This window comes from Herbaspirillum sp., assembly GCF_035644555.1.
GTDB lineage: Bacteria > Pseudomonadota > Gammaproteobacteria > Burkholderiales > Burkholderiaceae_D > Herbaspirillum.
Genome location: NZ_DASQOH010000055.1, coordinates 1 through 19,059, shown reverse-complemented (window position 1 = coordinate 19,059; position 19,059 = coordinate 1). Strand labels below are relative to the sequence as shown.

The 19,059-nt window shown below is 62.8% G+C and carries 16 protein-coding genes; 13 read left to right on the top strand and 3 right to left on the bottom strand.

Features of this window, described 5'->3' with window-relative positions; all coding sequences use genetic code 11:
- From VE092_RS16040 to VE092_RS15990, 11 genes are all read left to right on the top strand, one after another.
- Positions 1–391: ATP-binding cassette domain-containing protein (locus VE092_RS16040; RefSeq protein ID WP_324878414.1), on the top strand; the 391-nt coding region annotated here is incomplete at its 5' end.
- Between the two features lie 190 nt (positions 392–581).
- A complete protein-coding gene (locus VE092_RS16035; RefSeq protein ID WP_324878412.1) occupies positions 582–1,790 on the top strand; it encodes an ABC transporter substrate-binding protein in 1,209 nt (402 codons plus the stop codon).
- 149 nt (positions 1,791–1,939) lie between these two features.
- On the top strand, positions 1,940–2,824 hold the full coding sequence (locus VE092_RS16030; RefSeq protein ID WP_006463434.1) for a branched-chain amino acid ABC transporter permease: 885 nt from the start codon (positions 1,940–1,942) through the stop codon (positions 2,822–2,824).
- A 12-nt stretch (positions 2,825–2,836) separates the two neighbouring features.
- Entirely contained in the window at positions 2,837–3,817 is a 981-nt protein-coding gene (locus VE092_RS16025) for a branched-chain amino acid ABC transporter permease (RefSeq protein WP_324878411.1), read from the top strand.
- Between the two features lie 391 nt (positions 3,818–4,208).
- The gene (locus VE092_RS16020; RefSeq protein WP_324878409.1) at positions 4,209–4,970 is read left to right on the top strand and encodes a sulfite exporter TauE/SafE family protein; all 762 of its coding nucleotides are present in this window, start codon (positions 4,209–4,211) and stop codon (positions 4,968–4,970) included.
- Between the two features lie 302 nt (positions 4,971–5,272).
- A complete protein-coding gene (gene mnmG / locus VE092_RS16015) occupies positions 5,273–7,201 on the top strand; it encodes a tRNA uridine-5-carboxymethylaminomethyl(34) synthesis enzyme MnmG (RefSeq protein WP_324878407.1) in 1,929 nt (642 codons plus the stop codon).
- Positions 7,202–7,268: 67 nt separating this feature from the next.
- The gene (gene rsmG / locus VE092_RS16010; protein ID WP_324878405.1) at positions 7,269–7,931 is read left to right on the top strand and encodes a 16S rRNA (guanine(527)-N(7))-methyltransferase RsmG; all 663 of its coding nucleotides are present in this window, start codon (positions 7,269–7,271) and stop codon (positions 7,929–7,931) included.
- Positions 7,931–8,476, top strand: a complete 546-nt coding sequence (locus tag VE092_RS16005; protein WP_324878403.1) for a lipocalin family protein — start codon at positions 7,931–7,933, stop codon at positions 8,474–8,476. The genes rsmG and VE092_RS16005 overlap by 1 nt, the downstream gene beginning before the upstream one ends.
- A 70-nt stretch (positions 8,477–8,546) precedes the next feature.
- On the top strand, positions 8,547–9,179 hold the full coding sequence (gene leuE, locus VE092_RS16000) for a leucine efflux protein LeuE (RefSeq protein ID WP_324878401.1): 633 nt from the start codon (positions 8,547–8,549) through the stop codon (positions 9,177–9,179).
- Between the two features lie 17 nt (positions 9,180–9,196).
- Positions 9,197–9,967 carry a ParA family protein gene (locus VE092_RS15995; protein WP_006463427.1) on the top strand — a complete coding sequence of 257 codons (771 nt, stop codon included), beginning with the start codon at positions 9,197–9,199 and terminating at the stop codon, positions 9,965–9,967.
- A 28-nt stretch (positions 9,968–9,995) separates the two neighbouring features.
- Positions 9,996–10,910, top strand: coding sequence for a ParB/RepB/Spo0J family partition protein (locus VE092_RS15990; RefSeq protein ID WP_006463426.1), 915 nt, complete (start codon positions 9,996–9,998; stop codon positions 10,908–10,910).
- A gap of 141 nt (positions 10,911–11,051) precedes the next feature.
- Here the strand turns inward: VE092_RS15990 and VE092_RS15985 are convergent, their stop codons facing one another.
- On the bottom strand, positions 11,052–12,596 hold the full coding sequence (locus VE092_RS15985) for a glucan biosynthesis protein G (RefSeq protein WP_324878416.1): 1,545 nt from the start codon (positions 12,594–12,596) through the stop codon (positions 11,052–11,054).
- Positions 12,597–12,864: 268 nt separating this feature from the next.
- Here VE092_RS15985 and bglX point away from each other — a divergent pair, with 268 nt between their 5' ends.
- Complete coding sequence (bglX, locus tag VE092_RS15980) at positions 12,865–15,219, top strand: beta-glucosidase BglX (protein WP_324878397.1); 2,355 nt, start codon at positions 12,865–12,867, stop codon at positions 15,217–15,219.
- 298 nt (positions 15,220–15,517) lie between these two features.
- On the opposite strand, the gene VE092_RS15975 is transcribed toward bglX, so the two are convergent.
- Positions 15,518–17,371 (bottom strand): ABC transporter ATP-binding protein, encoded by a 1,854-nt coding sequence (locus VE092_RS15975; protein ID WP_324878395.1) that lies wholly within the window; start codon positions 17,369–17,371, stop codon positions 15,518–15,520.
- Positions 17,372–17,677: 306 nt separating this feature from the next.
- On the opposite strand from VE092_RS15975, the gene VE092_RS15970 reads away from it, so the two are divergent.
- On the top strand, positions 17,678–18,334 hold the full coding sequence (locus VE092_RS15970) for an HD domain-containing protein (RefSeq protein WP_324878393.1): 657 nt from the start codon (positions 17,678–17,680) through the stop codon (positions 18,332–18,334).
- 112 nt (positions 18,335–18,446) lie between these two features.
- On the opposite strand, the gene VE092_RS15965 is transcribed toward VE092_RS15970, so the two are convergent.
- Positions 18,447–19,059 (bottom strand): methyl-accepting chemotaxis protein (locus VE092_RS15965; RefSeq protein ID WP_324878391.1); only part of this gene is annotated, 613 nt, incomplete at its 5' end.

The following is a 19,059-nucleotide window of genomic DNA, read 5'->3' as shown; positions in this document are numbered from 1 at the left end:
CTCCAAGACCGAGAAGGGCATGTCGATCGAAGAGATCTACGACATGTTCCCCAACCTGAAGGAACGTCGCAACAGCCAGGGCACGCGTCTGTCCGGTGGCGAACAGCAGATGCTGGCGGTGGCCCGCATCCTGCGCACCGGCGCCCGTCTGCTGCTGCTCGACGAGATTTCCGAGGGCCTGGCACCGGTCATCGTGCAGGCACTGGCGCGCATGATCACGACCCTGAAGGCCAAGGGCTACACCATCGTGATGGTCGAGCAGAACTTCCGCTTCGCCGCGCCCCTGGCCGATCGCTTCTATGTCATGGAACATGGCCAGATCGTCGAGTCCTTCGAGTCTTCGCAGCTGGAAGCGAAGATGCAGACCCTGAACGAACTGCTGGGCGTCTGATCCCGATCCGCGCTCACGTGCGCGGCGCCACGGCTGCGCCGCCTTCCTGATTTTTTCCGTAGCACCTGCATCACCAGAACAAGAAGTACTGCCAAACAAGTACGTCAGCGGGGTGAGCGATCCTTTCCCCGTTCCACCAAGTTGTCTCGCTTCAACACCACACGCGGGCTTCATAACAGAGGAGATGAATATGAAACTTAAGGCAATGGCACTGGCGATCACCGCAGCAGCGGCAGCATTCGCGACGGCACCGGCTTCGGCCCAGATTTCGGGCGACGTGATCAAGATCGGTTTCATCACCGATATCTCGGGCGTGTATTCGGACATCGACGGCCAGGGTGGCGCAGAAGCCATCAAGATGGCGATCGCCGACATGGGCGGCGCGATCAACGGCAAGAAGATCGAACTGCTGGTGGCCGACCACCAGAACAAGGCTGACGTGGCCGCCAGCAAGGCCCGTGAATGGTTCGACCAGCAGGGCGTGGACATGCTCATCGGCGGTACCAACTCCGGTACCGCCCTGGCCAGCGCCAAGGTAGCGGCCGAGAAGAAGAAGGTCTACATGCAGATCGGCGCCGGTTCGGCCCGTCTGACCAATGAAGAGTGCTCGCCCTATACCGTGCACTACGCCTACGACACCGTGGCCCTGGCCAAGGGTACCGGTTCGGCAGTGGTGAAGCAGGGCGGCAAGAGCTGGTTCTTCCTGACCGCTGACTACGCCTTCGGCCACTCCCTGGAATCCGACACGGCCAACGTCGTGAAGGCATCTGGTGGCACCGTGGTGGGTTCGGTCAAGCACCCGCTGGGCGCGTCCGACTTCTCCTCCTTCCTGCTGCAGGCGCAGAGCTCCAAGGCCCAGATCATCGGCCTGGCCAACGCCGGTGGCGACTTCATCAACTCGGTGAAGGCCGCCAACGAGTTCGGCATCACCAAGACCGCCAAGCTGGCCGGTCTGCTGGTGTTCATCAACGACGTGCACTCGCTGACCCTGAAGAACACCGAAGGCCTGTACCTGACCGACAGCTGGTACTGGGATGCCAACGAAGAGACCCGTGCCTTCGCCAAGCGCTACTTCGCCGTGCGCAAGAAAATGCCGTCGTCCCTGCAAGCCGCCGACTACTCGGCCGCCCTGCAATACCTGAAGGTGGTCAAGGAAATCGGTACCGACGATTCGGACAAGGTCATGGCTGCCCTGCGCAAGGCCAAGTTCAACGACATGTACCAGAAGAACGGCTACCTGCGCGCCGACGGCCGCGTGATGCACGACATGTACCTGTACCAGGTCAAGGCCCAGTCGGAATCGAAGTATCCGTGGGACTACTACAAGCTGGTGCAGACCATTCCTGCCGAGCAGGCCTGGACCACCAAGGCTGAATCCAAGTGCGCGGCCTGGAAGTAAGCAGGACGCACCGAGCAGCGCGCAACAAGCAGTAAGGCCATCGCACAGCCCAGCAAAATCTGTCATTTCTGTTCACGCGGGGATGGCAGATTTTTGCTGTAAGGCGCCGGGCGATGGTGATTTTCACCCATCTGGATGAACGGGTTTTTATGGAACTATTCGGCATACCCCTGCAAGCCCTGTTGAGCCAGCTCCTGCTGGGACTGGTCAACGGCTCCTTCTACGCCATGCTCTCGCTGGGCCTGGCGGTGATCTTCGGCTTGCTCAACGTGATCAACTTCGCGCACGGCACGCTGTACATGCTGGGCGCTTTCCTGGCGTGGATGGGCCTGTCCTATCTCGGCCTGAACTACTGGGTCATGCTTATCGTGGCACCGATCCTGGTGGGCGCATTCGGCATCGTCATCGAGAAGACCATGCTGCGCTGGCTCTACAAGCTGGACCACCTCTACGGGCTGCTGCTGACCTTCGGTATCACGCTGATGATCGAGGGCATCTTCCGCTCCATCTATGGCGTCTCCGGCCAGCCGTATTCGGTGCCTGACCTGCTGCAGGGCGCTACCAACCTCGGCTTCATGGTGCTGCCGAACTACCGCGCCTGGGTCGTGGTGGCGTCCCTGATCGTCTGTTTCGCCACCTGGTTCGTGATCGAAAAGACCCGCCTGGGTGCCTACCTGCGCGCCGGTACCGAGAACCCCAAGCTGGTGGAAGCCTTCGGCATCAACGTGCCGCTGATGGTGACCCTGACCTACGGCTTCGGCGTGGCGCTGGCGGCCTTTGCCGGCGTGCTGGCCGCACCGGTGATCCAGGTCTCGCCGCTGATGGGCTCCAACCTCATCATCACGGTGTTTGCGGTGGTGGTCATCGGGGGCATGGGCTCCATCCTCGGCTCCATCCTGACCGGGCTGATGCTCGGCCTGGTCGAGGGCCTGACCCGGGTGTTCTACCCCGAGCTGTCGGCCACCGTGGTCTTCATCATCATGGCCATCGTCCTGATGGTCCGTCCGGCCGGCCTGTTCGGCAAAGAGAAATAATCGGAGACCGGCATGAACAAGAAAATCGGAATTGCTGTTTTACTAATATTGTTGTTGGCTGCACCGTTCGGCATCTACCCGGTGTTCCTGATGAAGATGCTGTGCTTCGCACTCTTCGCCTGCGCCTTCAACCTGCTGATCGGCTACACCGGCCTGCTGTCCTTCGGTCACGCCGCCTTCTTCGGCTGGGCCGGCTACATGTGCGGCCAGGCGCTGAAGGTATGGGGATTGCCAACCGAGCTGGGTTTGATCATCGGCACCCTGGTGGGCGCCCTGATCGGCCTGGTGATGGGTCTGCTGGCGATCCGCCGGCAAGGCATCTACTTCACCATGATCACCCTGGCGCTGGCGCAGATGCTGTTCTTCGTCGCCTTGCAGATGCCGTTCACCGGCGGCGAGGATGGCTTGCAGGGCGTGCCGCGTGGCAAGCTGCTGGGCTTCCTGAGCCTGGAAAGCGACATGACCCTGTACTACGTGGTGCTGGCCATCGCGGTGGCGGGCTTTGCCCTGATCGTGCGCACCATCCATTCGCCCTTCGGCCAGGTGTTGAAGGCGATCAAGGAGAACGAGCCCCGGGCCATCTCGCTGGGCTATGATGTGGCGCGCTACAAGCTGCTGGCCTTCGTGCTGTCGGCTGGCCTGGCGGGCCTGGCTGGTGCCACCAAGACGCTGGTGCTGGGCTTCGAGACCCTGACTGACGTGCACTGGAGCATGTCCGGCCTGGTGGTGCTGATGACGCTGGTCGGCGGTCTGGGCACCATCCTTGGTCCCATCGTCGGTGCGGTCATCATCATCATGCTGGAGAACAAGCTGGGTGATATCGGTACCTGGCTGGCCAGCGCCACCAATATCGACTGGTTCAATACGCTGGGTGACTCGGTGACCATCGTGACCGGCTTCATCTTCATCGTCTGTGTGCTGGCCTTCCGCAAGGGCATCGTCGGGGAAATCCAGGCGCTGATCGGGAAAGGGCCGGCCAAGAGCTCGCACTAGCCCATCTTCGACAGAGCGCGGGGCACCCCCAGGGTGATCCGCTTGCCGCCGGCAAGTCACCGATCAGGTGATTTCCCGGCGGTAATTTTTTGTCCACAGGCTTTTGGTCGTCCTGTGCCAGGCATAACAGATCGTTCATGTTCCGGAACAGCAATATGCAGGCGTTATCTGTTGCTGATGCCGGTGGAGCCGGGGCGGTAGAATGTGGGCTGGTCGGAGGGCGGTCGGCGCCAGGTGTCCGCCATTCCCGTTTTCCCGTTCTCCGATTATCCAGCTTACCAATCCGCGCCTTATCTTATGCACAGCCTTGCGTCACTGCCATCGGCCCCATCTTTTTCCTTGTCCACATCACCTCATGCCGGCCCGGTCCGTTTCGTCATGGAGGTAGGGCATGCTTGATTACGTCATCCTGTGTGGCGCCGCGTTTGTTGCCGGTCTGATCGATGCGGTGGTGGGTGGAGGAGGGCTGGTGCTGGTGCCGACCTTGTTCTCGGTCTTTCCCAATACCGCACCGGCCACGCTGCTGGGTACCAACAAGGTGGCCGGCGTCATGGGGACCAGTGCGGCTGCCGTCAATTTCGCGCGCAAGGTGGCTGTGCGCTGGAGTACCGTCACCCCGGCGGCCATGGCGGCGTTTGCGTTCTCTTTCTTCGGCGCCTATGTGGTCACCCATATCCCGACCGATCTGATCCGCAAGGCCCTGCCCTTTGTATTGATCGCGGTGGCGCTGTACACGCTGAAGAAGAAGGATTTCGGTACGACCCATGCGCCCACGCTGAGCGGGAGCAGGGAGATGATCTATGCAGCCCTGATCGGTGCTGCGGTCGGCTTCTACGACGGTGTGTTCGGTCCGGGTACAGGAAGCTTCCTGGTCTTCCTGTTCGTACGAGTGTTCAGCTATGACTTCCTGTCGGCCTCGGCGGTCTCGAAGTTCGTTAATATCGCGACCAATCTCGCAGCCTTGTGCTGGTTCGGGTATAGCGGTCATGTGATCTGGCAGCTGGGCCTGTTGATGGCAGTATTCAATATTGGAGGCTCACTGGTCGGTACCCGACTGGCGATGAAACACGGCAGCGTGTTTGTGCGTAAGTTGTTCCTGATCGTGGTCGGGGCGTTGATCCTGAAGTCCGGGTACGACGCGTTTCTTCGTTAGAAAACATGTTTGATGTTTCACGTGAAACAGCATGAATGAAGTTGGAGACGGAGCCGAAGGCTCCGTTTTTATTTGCTCGTTGTACTCCACCTAAGCACAAAGACATCCTCCCGATGTTCCACGTGAAACAGTAGCGATGATGTTTCATTGATCAGCTATACCTATCGGAAGTCATCGCCGATAGCGTCCGACAGGGCAGGGAAGTGCGGTAAACCAACAGCCAGGGACCTGCCTGCCGACCCGCCCGGATAAAAGGTCTTATAATCTCGCCTCTGTTCTCACCTCACCACGAGGCCCGCATCATGCTATTCCCCACACAATTTGACGTCATTGTCGTTGGCGGCGGTCACGCCGGCACCGAAGCTGCACTGGCCGCAGCACGCATGGGCCAGAAAACCCTGCTCCTGACGCACAACATCGAGACCCTGGGCCAGATGTCCTGCAATCCCTCCATCGGCGGGATCGGCAAGGGCCACCTGGTCAAGGAAGTCGATGCCATGGGTGGGGCGATGGCCATTGCCACTGACGAGGCAGGCATCCAGTTCCGCATCCTGAACTCCTCCAAGGGGCCGGCCGTGCGCGCCACCCGCGCCCAGGCTGACCGCATCCTGTACAAGGCAGCGATCCGCTCCCGCCTGGAGAACCAGCCCAACCTGTGGCTGTTCCAGCAGGCAGTGGATGACCTGATGCTGGAAGGTGACCGCGTCGTCGGCGCCGTGACCCAGGCCGGTATCCGTTTCGCGGGCCACGCAGTGGTATTGACCGCGGGTACCTTCCTCGACGGGAAAATTCACGTAGGACTGAACAATTATTCCGGCGGTCGCGCCGGTGATCCGCCTGCCGTCTCGCTTTCCGCCCGATTGAAGGAATTGAAGCTGCCGCAAGGCCGTTTGAAAACCGGCACGCCGCCGCGTATCGATGGCCGCAGCATCAACCTGGCCATCCTGGAAGAACAACCGGGCGATCTCGATCCGGTACCGGTGTTCTCCGTCATGGGCAACGCCGCCATGCATCCGCGCCAGATGCCGTGCTGGATCACCCATACCAATAGCCGTACCCACGACATCATCCGTGGCGGCCTGGATCGCAGCCCCATGTACACCGGCGTCATCGAAGGCGTGGGCCCGCGTTACTGCCCCTCCATCGAAGACAAGATCCATCGCTTTGCCAGCAAGGATTCGCACCAGATCTATCTGGAACCCGAGGGCCTTACCACCCACGAGTTCTACCCCAATGGCATCTCCACTAGCCTGCCGTTCGACGTGCAGTTGGAACTGGTGCGCTCGATGAGGGGCATGGAAAACGCCCACATCCTGCGCCCTGGCTACGCCATCGAATACGATTACTACGACCCGCGTGGGCTGAAGTCCTCACTGGAGACCCGCCAGGTGCAGGGCCTGTTCTTCGCCGGCCAGATCAATGGCACCACCGGTTACGAAGAAGCCGCCGCCCAGGGCATGCTGGCCGGCATCAACGCCGCCTTGCAGACCCAGGGCCGGGATGCCTGGACTCCGCGCCGCGACGAAGCCTACCTGGGCGTGCTGGTCGACGACCTGGTCACCCAGGGCGTGCAGGAGCCGTATCGCATGTTCACCAGCCGCGCCGAATACCGTCTCTCGCTGCGCGAAGACAATGCCGACCTGCGCCTGACCGAAATCGGCCGCGAACTGGGTTGCGTGGGCGATGCCCAGTGGGAAGCCTTCGAACGCAAGCGCGAAGCCGTTTCACGTGAAATGGAACGCCTCAAATCCACCTGGGTGAATCCGCGCATCCTCGCCGCCGCCGAAGCAGAGCGCGTGCTGGGCAAGGCCATCGAGCGCGAATACAACCTGCTGGACCTGCTGCGCCGTCCCAATGTCAACTACGACAGCCTGATGAGCCTCACCGGTACGGAAGGTCAGCCTCTGGCCGGCCCCGGCATCGAAGATGGCCCGGTGCGCGAGCAGGTCGAGATCCAGGTCAAGTACGCCGGCTACATCGCCCGCCAGGCCAACGAGATCAGCCGCCAGGACCATAACGAAAACCTGAAGCTGCCCGCCGATCTGGACTACATGGACGTCAAGGCCCTGTCCATCGAAGTACGCCAGAAGCTCAACAAGCACCGTCCGGAAACCCTGGGCCAGGCCTCGCGCATTTCCGGCGTCACCCCGGCGGCGCTGTCGCTGTTGCTGGTGCATCTGAAGAAGGGCGGCCTGAAGCAGTTGGCCGCCAGCGACAACCAGGCGGCCTGAGGCTGCGCAAGGCTTCACATTACCGCCCACGGCACTACCGACCCAGATCAATAACAAGGCATCACGGATGAGCAACACTGCAGACCTGACCTCACTGACCCGCACCCTGAAGGAGGGGGCCCAGGCCCTCGGGCTCACGCTCTCGGAGGCGCAGATCGCCAGGCTGATGGCCTACCAGGCCCTGCTGGCGAAGTGGAACAAGGTCTACAACCTGACCGCCTTGCGTGACCCGGCCCAGATGGTGTCGCACCACCTGCTGGATTCGCTGTCGGCCATGACCGCCTTTGCCGGCGCGCAGCGCGTGCTGGACGTCGGTGCCGGCGGTGGGCTGCCGGGCATCGTGCTGGCGATCTGGGCCGCCGAGGCCGAGCCGCAGATGAAGATCACCCTGGTCGATACGGTCCAGAAGAAGACCGCCTTCCTCAACCAGGTCAAGGCTGAATTGCAACTGGGCAATGTCACGGTCCTGCATGCCCGCGTCGAGCAGTTGCCAGTCGAGCAACAGTACGATGTCATCACGTCGCGCGCCTTTGCGGAACTGAAGGACTTCGTTACATGGTCGAACCACCTCCTGCAACAAGGTGGCAAGTACATCGCCCTCAAGGGTGTGCTGCCGCAAGAGGAAATCGACCGGTTGCCGGCGGGGTGGAAGGTGCAGCGAGTGCAGCCCCTGCAGGTGCCGGGCCTGGATGCCGAACGGCATCTCATCTTCATGGAAAGAGCGACCTGATGAAAAAACTCAAACAGGGCCTGGTGGCCACCATGGTCTCGATGGCAGCCTATGGCGTCATCGCCACCGCCAGCGCCCAGGAAGTCAAGACCGTGCCCTCCGTGGACCTGAAGCGCTATGCGGGCAAGTGGTACGAAATCGCCAAGATTCCCAACAGCTTCCAGAAAAAATGCATCTCCGGCACCAGCGCCGAGTATGCTGGCCGTGACGATGGCATGATCGACGTCACCAACCGCTGTAAGACCGCCGATGGCATCGATGAAGCCAAAGGCGTGGCGCGGGTGGTCCCGGGCAGCAACAACAGCAAGCTGGAAGTGCGCTTTGCGCCAGCCTGGCTGTCGTGGATACCGATGGTCTGGGGCGACTACTGGATCATGGACCTGGACGAGCAATACACGCTGGCCACCGTCGGCAGCCCCTCGCGCGAATACCTGTGGATTCTCTCGCGCACGCCGACCATCAGCGACGAGCAATACGAGAACGCGCTCAACAACGCCACCAAGCAGGGTTTCGATACCGCGCGGGTGGTCAAGAGCAAGCCGTAAATACGGCACCTAACATCAGGCCGGCGGCCCGGGCAGCAACCCGGGCCGCTCACATTCAAGGAGACCCACCATGCAGGCGATCTTTCATTCCCTCGGCATCACCGATATCTGGCAACTGATTGCCGCCACCATGGTGTTCCTGCTGCTGCCCGGCCCCGGTACCTTCTGCGTGCTGACCTGTGCGGCCAAGGGCGGCTTGCGGGGTGGCTTCATGGCGCAGGCGGGTCTCATGCTGGGTGACATCGTGCTCATGTTCCTGGCGGCGGCCGGCGTGGCCGCGCTGCTGCATGCCAACCCCTTGCTGTTCCACGGCCTGCAATACCTGGGCGCGGCCTACCTGGCCTACCTCGGCGGGCGTCTTTTGTTTGCAAGAGGCGAGGGCGGTGGTACAGTCGTACCCTTTTCCAACGCCGCAGAATTCCGGCGCGGCTTTCTGGTGACCTTGTTCAATCCGAAAGCCATCGTGTTTTACATGGCGTTCTTCCCGCTGTTCCTGGACCCCGCCACGCAACAGGGCTCGCTCACCTTCTTGACGATGGGCGCCGTGATCAGTACCTGCACCTTGTTCTACGGCAGTTTCCTGATCTTCGTCGGCAATGCCGCCGCCCGTCGCATGGCCCGCAACCGCACCGTCGCCAAGCTGGCCTCGCGTGCGGCCGGGGTCTTCCTGATCGGTTTCGGCATCAAGTTGACCACGCAATAACGCTCACATAAAAAGATATGGCAAAAATATTTTGTGTCGCCAACCAGAAAGGTGGCGTAGGCAAGACCACCACCGCGGTCAACCTGGCCGCCGGTCTGGCGCAGCTGAACCAGCGCGTGCTGCTGGCCGACCTCGATCCCCAGGGCAATGCCACCATGGGTGCCGGCATCAACAAGGCCACGCTGGAAGCGTCGATCTATGAAGTGCTGCTGGGCATGTCCGATATCCGCAGCGTGCGCAAGCGTTCGGAGGCGGGCGGTTTCGACGTGCTGCCGGCCAATCGTGAGCTGGCCGGTGCCGAAGTCGAGATGGTCGAACTGGAGCAGCGCGAGGCGCGCCTGAAGATTGCCTTCGCCGAGGTGGCGGAAGACTACGACTTCATCCTCATCGACTGCCCGCCGGCACTGTCCATGCTGACCCTGAACGGCCTGTGCTCGGCGCATGGCGTGATCATCCCGATGCAGTGCGAATACTACGCACTCGAAGGCCTGTCGGACCTGGTCAATACCATCAAGAAGGTGCATGCCAAGCTGAACCCGGAACTGAAGGTGATCGGTCTGCTGCGGGTGATGTTCGACCCGCGCATGACGCTGTCGCAACAGGTCTCGGACCAGCTGGAACAGCACTTCGGCGACAAGGTCTTCAAGACCGTCATCCCGCGCAATGTGCGACTGGCCGAAGCGCCTTCGTACGGCTTGCCGGGCGTGACCTTCGATCCTTCCTCCAAGGGTGCGCAGGCCTATATCGCGTTCGGCGCGGAAATGGTCGAGCGCATCAAGACGCTGTAATCAGGCATCGTTTTCATCAGGCAATCGCATGGCAACTCTACCGAAAAAATCCAAGGGACTGGGACGCGGACTGGACGCACTCCTGGGTGGCTCCTCCGACATCACCGAAGAAGCACAGGCGCAAGCGGCCAAGGCCGGCCTGCCCAGCGTGATGGCCGTCACCGAGCTGCAGGCCGGCAAGTACCAGCCGCGCACCCGCATGGACGAGGGCGCGCTCAACGAGCTGGCCGCTTCCATCAAGGAACAGGGCCTGCTGCAGCCCATCCTGATCCGCGCCATCGGCCAGAAGAACGGCCGCGACGTCTACGAGATCATCGCCGGCGAGCGCCGCTTCCGCGCTGCCAAGATCGCCGGCCTGACCGAAGTGCCGGTGCTGGTCAAGAATGTGGACGACCAGACCACCGCCGCCATGGCGCTGATCGAAAACATGCAGCGCGAGGACCTCAATCCCCTGGAAGAAGCCCAGGGCATCCATCGCCTGATCACCGATTTCGCCTTCACCCACGAGCAGGCAGCGCTGGCCGTAGGCCGCTCGCGCAGTGCAGTGTCGAACCTGCTGCGCCTGCTGAACCTGGCCAAGCCGGTGCAGACCATGCTCATGGCCGGCGACATCGACATGGGCCATGCCCGCGCGCTGCTGGCGGTGGATTCGGCGACCCAGATCCAGCTGGCCAACCAGATCGTGGCCAAGCGCATGTCGGTGCGCGACGCCGAAAAGCTGGTCACCCGCGCCTCCGCCGAGCAGGCCGCCAAGCCACGCGAAGCCCGCGACAAGTCGCGTGACATCGCCCGCCTGGAAGAAGAACTCTCCGACCTCCTGGCGACCCAGGTCAGCATCAAGACCGGCGCCCGCAACAAGGGGCAGTTGATCATCAACTTCAACGACCTCGACGCCCTGGATGGCGTCATCGCCCGCCTGCGCGGCGAATCGGTGGAGAGCTGATCGCCAGCTTGCGCATGTTTGCGCCTGATGTGATGCACGGCACGAGGCAAGATGCGATGCCGAAAAAAATGGGCTGCAAGTGATGTCACTTGCAGCCCATTCTTATTGATATAAATAATTTACTGTTTCTGTACCTCGGGATCAGAAGGTCCGCTGCACGTCCGAACGCGGCGGCAGCTGATAGCTCCAGGTCTCGGTCAGCGGCTTGCCGTTGGCGGTGAGCGCGGCCCGCAATTCCACCGCCTGTGCGACGTTGCGGATCTTCACCCGCAAGGTCAGGCGCCAGCCGTTGATGGCCGGATTGGGCTGCAGTTGCGCATCGATCAGCTCGCCATTGTTGGACACGCTCACCTGCGGCTGCACCTGGGTCCCGGCCGGCAGCTTGCCCAGCGGGCCGCCGGTGAAGTCCACCAGCAGGGCCGTGGTGCCGTCGAAGGCGCGGATCAGGTTGGCCTGCGTCAGTTCACCATCGGTATGGAAGGTCTGCTTGACCCAACCCACCTCGTTGTTGAGGATGGCCGGCTCGTCCATGGTCCAGTGGATGCGGTAGTCGTAGGCCACCGGCGTGCCGCGGGCCGGCAATTGCGACGGCAGCCAGTAGGCCACGATATTGTCGTTGGTCTCGTCAGCGGTGGGGATTTCCACCAGTTGCACCGCGCCACGACCCCAGTCGCCACGCGGTTCGATCCAGGCCGAAGGACGCAGGTCGTAGCGGTCCTTCAGGTCTTCGAAGGCCGAGAACTCGCGGCCCCGCTGCAGCAGCCCGAAGCCACGCGGATTGGTCACCTCGAAGGAACTCACTTCCACGTTCTGCGGATCGTTGAGCGGACGCCACAGCCATTCGCCATTGCCGGTATGGATCGCCAGACCGTTGGAGTCATGGATGGCCGGGCGGAAGTTGCGGCGCGAGGATTGCTGGTTGGGGCCGAACAGGAACATGCTGGTCAGCGGCGCAATGCCCAGGCGACCCACTTCGCTGCGCAGGAACACGCGGGCCTGCACATCCAGCAGCGCATCCTGGCCCGGGGTCAGCGTGAACTTGTAGGCGCCGGTGGCGCGTGGCGAATCCAGCAGCGCATAGAAGGTCAGCTGCTTCTCGCCCGGGGCTGGACGCTGGATCCAGAATTCGGTGAAGTGCGGGAATTCCTCGCCGCTCAGCATGGCCGTATCGATGGCCAGGCCGCGCGCCGACAGGCCATAGACCTGGCCCTTGCCGATCACGCGGAAATAGCTCGCGCCCAGCACGCTCATGACCTCGTCTTCCTTGTCATCGCGGTTGAGCGGATAGACCACCCGGAAGCCCGCATAGCCCAGGTGCGCGGTGCTGTCCTTGGCCAGCGCCAGGTCACCGAAGTTGAAGCGGTCGGTGCTGTAGCCCACGTCCTGCACGCGACCATCGATGATCTCGTGGATCGCCACCGGCGCGTTGAACTGCATGCCCTGGTGGTAGAAGGCCAGCTTGAAGGGCGTCTTCTGGTCGCGCCATTCGAACTTCTCGCTCTTAGGCTGGATCTTCATGTAGTCGGCGAACTGCATCGCCGCAAAGGTCGGCGAGAGATTGCTTGCCGGTTTCTGGTAAGGCTTGTCAGCCAGCGCCCTGGCGCGTGCCACCGCCTGGTTGAGGTCGAAGCCCTGGTTGCTCTGCGCCTGCACCGAGGCCGCCAGCAGCGAAGCTGTCAGCACCATGCCCTGCAGGAAACTCCATTTCAATCCACGTTTGATCAATGCATCTCTCCACAAAGAGGCGGCATTCCAGCACAAACGGGCTGGTCACCGCCATGGTCCTGTCTGTCCTACAGGCATCAAAACAGAATAATATAGCGAACCGTCCGGCCGGCTAAGCATCATAGAAGACAAGCAATAACTGATCCCGCCGGCCAGACCGCCTTCGACGGGCCGCTGCCCCTTGTAGAGAGCAGCGCGCCGCCAAAGTTTAGAAAAAGAGAGGAAACCCGTGTCCCACAAGCTTACCGAGCGGCAAGCCGCGCCCGTGCGCCGCCCCCGCCTGGCCTTGGCCATCACCCTGTGCGCGCTGGCCTGTAGTGCCGCCCTCAGTGGCCCCGCGGCCCATGCGCAAGCCAACCCCGCCTTGCTGGGCGACAAGACCGCCTTCATCGACGATCTGCTGCGTCAGATGACGCTGGAAGAAAAGATCGGCCAGTTGCGCCTGATCAGCATCGGCCCGGAAATGCCCGCCAAGAAGCTGGCCGAGGAACTGGCCGCCGGCCGCGTCGGTGGCACCTTCAATTCGGTCACCCGCGCCGAGAACCGGCCGCTGCAGGAAGGCGCGATGCGCTCGCGGCTGAAGATCCCGATGTTCTTCGCCTACGACGTGATCCACGGCCACCGCACCACCTTCCCGATCGGACTGGGCCTGGCCTCCAGCTGGGACATGGATCTGATTGCCAAGGCCATGCGCACGGCCGCCGAGGAAGCCGCGGCCGACAGCATCGACATGACCTTCGCGCCGATGGTGGACATCAGCCGCGACCCGCGCTGGGGCCGCACCTCGGAAGGTTTCGGTGAAGACCCCTACCTGGTCTCGCGCATCGCCGATGTCTCAGTGCGCGCACTGCAGGGCGAGACCCGGCCCATCGCCGCCAATCGCGTCATGGCCAGCGTCAAGCACTTCGCGCTGTATGGGGCGGTGGAGGGCGGGCGCGACTACAACGTGGTCAACATGGACCCGCAACGCATGTACAACGACTACCTGCCGCCGTATCGCGCCGCCATCGATGCCGGCGCCGGTGCGGTGATGGTGGCGCTCAATTCCATCAATGGCGCCCCGGCCACCTCCAACACCTGGCTGCTGCAGGACCTGCTGCGCCGCGATTGGGGCTTCAAGGGCCTGACCGTGTCTGACCACGGCGCCATCACCGAACTGGTCAACCACGGCGTGGCGCAGAACGACAGCGAAGCGGCGCGCCTGTCCATGAAGGCCGGCACCGACATGAGCATGGCCGACCAGGTCTATATCAAGCAACTGCCGGAGCTGGTGCGCTCGGGCAAGGTCTCGCAGCAGGAACTGGACAACGCCGTGCGCGACATCCTGGGCGCCAAGTACGACCTGGGCCTGTTCAAGGACCCGTTCGTGCGCATCGGCCGTGCGGCCGATGATCCGGCCGATGTCTATGCCGATGCGCGCCTGCATCGCGCCGCTGCCCGTGAAGTGGCGCAGCAGTCCATGGTGCTGCTGGAAAACCGCAACGCCACGCTGCCGCTGAAGAAGAATGCCCGCATCGCGCTGGTCGGCCCGCTGGCCGATTCGCACATCGACATGTTGGGGAGCTGGTCGGCCGCCGGCCGCGACAAGCAGACCATCACCGTGCGCCAGGGCCTGCAGGCCGCAGTGGGCACGCAGGGCAGGCTGGTCTATGCCCGTGGCGCCAACATCACCGACGACAAGCACATTGTCGATTACCTCAACTTCCTGAACTGGGACGATCCGGAAGTCGTGCAGGACAAGCGCAGCCCCAAGGCCATGATCGATGAAGCCGTCAAGGCGGCGCGCAATGCCGATGTCATCGTGGCCGCCGTGGGCGAGTCGCGTGGCATGTCGCATGAATCCTCCAGCCGCACTTCGCTGTCGCTGCCGCAGAGCCAGCAAGATCTGCTCAAGGCGCTCAAGGCCACCGGCAAGCCGCTGGTGCTGGTCTTGATGAATGGCCGCCCTCTGGACCTGAACTGGGCACGCGAGAACGCCGCGGCCGTGCTGGAGACCTGGTACACCGGCACCGAGGGGGGCAATGCGATTGCCGATGTGCTGTTCGGCGACGTCAATCCTTCCGGCAAGCTGCCGCTGACCTTCCCACGTTCGGTGGGGCAGATCCCGAGCTACTACAACCATCCGCGCGTCGGTCGTCCCTACACCGAGGGCAAGCCGGGCAACTACACCTCGCAATACTTCGACGAGCCCAATGGCCCGCTCTATCCCTTCGGCTATGGCCTCAGCTATACCGAGTTCAAGCTCTCCGAGGTGAGTTTGTCGCAGCCGACCATGCAGGCCGATGGCAAGGTGGAGGCCAGCGTCACCGTGAAGAACATCGGCCGTCGCGCTGGAGCGACGGTGGTGCAGCTGTACATCCGCGACGTGGCGGCCTCGGTGGTGCGTCCGGTCAAGGAGTTGAAGGATTTCCGCAAGGTGATGCTGCAGCCGGGAGAAGAAAAGCAGGTGCGCTTCAGCATCGACCGCAAGGCCCTGTCCTTCTATAACGCCAAGCTGGAATACGTGGCCGAGCCGGGCGAATTCCAGGTGCAGGTGGGCCTGGATTCCAAGGAGGTGAAGACGGCTTCGTTCAATCTGCAGTAAGGGTCTGCGGAAAGGGCGATAGGTCTCCCATCAGTCGGACTTCCGTTCGGACTGAGTAGGCCCTGTGGGGCCGTATCGAAGGCGCTCCCCAGCCTGTTGAAATGAACGCCGACGGCGCGCCTTCGATACGCGGCGTTGCCGCTACTCAGCCCGAACGGTATGAGATGGGAACCGCCATGGAAGATCATGCGGATCTTCGTCAGGCAAAGAAAAATGGGCACACCCAACAGAGTGTGCCCATTTTCATTTCCGGGCCGGCTTTGCATAAATGATATAAATCATTTATACAGTGACGGCATCAGGCCGCTGCTGCTTCGTCTTCCTCTTCACCCAGGAAGCCACCGCTCTGGTGCGCCCACAGCCGTGCATACAAGCCGTTGGCCGCCAGCAGCTGGCTGTGCGTGCCTTGCTCCACGATGCGCCCCTGGTCCAGCACGATCAGGCGATCCATGGCCGCGATGGTGGACAGGCGGTGCGCGATGGCGACCACGGTCTTGCCTTCCATCAGCTTGTACAGGCTGGTCTGGATGGCCGCTTCCACTTCCGAATCCAGCGCGCTGGTGGCCTCGTCCAGCAGCAGGATGGGTGCGTCCTTGAGCATCACGCGGGCAATCGCGATGCGTTGGCGCTGGCCGCCGGAGAGCTTCACGCCGCGCTCGCCGACATGGGCGTCGTAGCCGGTGCGGCCCTTGGCGTCGGCCAGGGTGCCGATGAAATCATGCGCCTCGGCCTGTTCGGCGGCGTGGACCATCTCGGCATCGCTGGCATCGGGGCGGCCATAGATTACGTTCTCGCGCACCGAACGGTGCAGCAGGGAGGTGTCCTGGGTGACCATGCCGATCTGCGCGCGCAGGCTGTCCTGGGTGACGTGGGCGATGTCCTGGCCATCGATGGTGATGCGGCCACCCTCGATATCGTAGAACCGCAGCAGCAGGTTGACGATGGTCGACTTGCCGGCACCGGAGCGGCCGACCAGGCCGATCTTTTCGCCGGGTTTGATCACCAGGTCCAGGCGGTCCACCACCGGACGCGGCGCCGCGCCACCATAGCTGAAGCTCACGCCTTCGAAGCGCAGTTCGCCCTGCGCCACCTTCAAGGGCTTGGCATCCGGCGCATCCTTGACGTCATGCGCCAGCGCCAGCGTATTGATACCGTCCTGCACCGTACCGACGTGCTCGAACAGGGCCGACATTTCCCACATCACCCAGTGGGCGATGCCGTTCAGGCGCAGCGCCATGGCGGTGCTGGCGGCCACCGCACCGATGCCCACCTTGCCCTGGGTCCACAGGTACAGCGAGACCCCGCCGGCCCCGATGATGAGGATCATGTTCAGGATGTGGTTGACCACCTCGAAACCCGAGACCAGCCGCATCTGGCGATGCACCGTGGTCAGGAATTCGCGCATCGCGCTGCGGGCGTAATCAGCCTCGCGGCCGGCATGCGAGAACAGCTTGACGGTGGCGATGTTGGTGTAGGCGTCCGTGATGCGACCGGTCATCAGCGAACGCGCATCGGCCTGGTTGCGCGCCACCGCCGACAGGCGTGGCACGAAGTAGCGCAGTGCCACCGCAAAGGTCGCCAGCCAGACGAAGAAGGGCGCCAGCATCCACATGTCGAAGCTGCCGACCACGCCGATCAGGGTCGCGAAATAGATGGTGATGAAGACCAGGATGTCGCCCACGATCATGCAGAAGTCACGCACCGCCAGCGCGCTTTGCATGACCTTGGTGGCGACCCGTCCGGCAAATTCATTCTGGTAGAAGCTCATGCTCTGGTTCAGCATGAGGCGATGGAAATTCCAGCGCAGCAGCATGGGGAAGTTGCCGGCCAGGGTCTGGTGCTTGAACATGGTCTGCAGTGCGATCAGCAGCGGACTGGCCGCCAGGATCAGCAGCAACCACAGCAGCGTATGTCCCTCCTGCACCCACAGGCGCGCCGGCTCGATCTTGGACAGCCAATCGACGATACGGCCCAGCGCCGCAAACAGCAGTGCCTCGAAGACACCGATGATGGCCGTCATCAGCGTCATGGCGGCGATGTAGGGGCGCACGCCCCGGGTACAGAACCAGATGAAACGCATGAAGCCGCGCGGCGGCGGCAGGGGATGGGTTTCCGGGTAGGGACGGACCAGTTTTTCGAACCAGCTGAACATGCAACAAACTCCAAAAAGGGGGCGGCGGGCGACGCCGATGCGGCGGGCGCAGGACAGGCCAGGTTGGCCTGCGGCGCGGCTTCATGCGTGGCTGGCGGATCGTTGCGGCAGCAGGGCCGCTATCGTGATCCGGGGCTGGCCCGCGACAGGCTGGAAGCCATGGAAGCCGCATCATCTCATAGGCGTGGGGCCTGGGTGTATCGGACAAGTCAAAAACACTTGTCGGAAAATCGGAATGGTGGCCAGGGCCTGAAGTTCCCTGATCGGCGATACTGATGAATTGCCATCCATTCATCTGTTGCAGCCATGAATCTCTCTCAAGCCGCCGTCGCCTTCCTGCCACAGGAGCAGTTGGCCCTATCGTTGTTGCCCCATGTCCTCGACGACGCCGGTGACGGTTCGCATGATCTCTCGCATCTGCTGCGGGTCTGGAACAATGCACGCCGCCTCCAGCAGGAGGAGGGCGGTGACCTGCGCATCCTGCTGGCCGCCGTGCTCTTGCATGACTGCGTGCGGGTGGAAAAGGATTCGCCCCTGCGCACCCAGGCCTCGACGCTCTCGGCGCAACGTGCGCGGGAAATCCTCGACGCGCTCGGATGGACCGCGCAAGACGCCGACCGCGTAGCCCATGCGGTACAGGCTCACAGCTACTCCGCGCAGATCACGCCGCAATCGCTGGAGGCGAAGATCGTGCAGGATGCCGACCGGCTGGACGCCATCGGCGCCATTGGCGTGGCACGTTGTTTCTATGTGGCAGGGCGGATGGGGTCGGCGCTCTATGAACCATTGGACCCACAGGCGCACGGGCGGGTACTGGAGGATCGTCGCTTCGCGCTGGACCATTTCCCGGCCAAGCTGTTGCGCTTGCAGGAGGGCTTCCAGACCGCCAGCGGAGCGGCCATGGCCAGCGCACGGCAGGCACGCATGCGCGCGTTCGTGGAGGATTTCCTGGAGGAGTTGTGAGGGGGAGGGCGGTGCGGATGGGGGAGCGCCAGCAGCGCCTGCCCACTCGCGGGGGAAGAGCAGGTGGCCCCGGATCGAGGCCCCCTGATCACCAGATCACTTCACTTGAGCATCAGGCCGCCAGTTTTTCCATCGGCAGTGCCGGGGCCACTTGCAGCGGGACCTGTACGGTACGCAACAGCGGTGCGGTTTGCGCTGTCCTTGCCGCGGACACCCCCGCCACCGGTGCCGGCATCAGCGCGTCCGGTGCTTCCAGCTGGAATACGCCCACCGCCTGATTCAGGTTCACCGCCTGCTCCTGCAGCGTGGCCACGGCGGCGCTGGCCTGTTCCACCAGCGCGGCATTGTGCTGGGTCACCTGATCCATCAGGGCAATGGCCTTGTTGACTTCCTCGATGCCCACGCTCTGCTCATGGCTGGCGGTGGAAATCTCGCCCATCACATCGGTCACCTGCTGCACGCTGGCCACGATCTGTTCCATGGTCTCGCCGGCACGTTCCACCAGGCGGGTCCCGGCTTCGACGTTGTTGACCGAGGCGTCGATCAGTTGCTTGACTTCCTTGGCGGCGGCCGCGCTGCGCTGGGCCAGGTTGCGCACCTCGGTGGCGACGACCGCGAAGCCGCGACCCTGTTCGCCGGCGCGGGCCGCTTCCACGGCGGCATTCAGGGCCAGGATATTGGTCTGGAAGGCGATGCCGTCGATCACCCCGATGATGTCCACGATC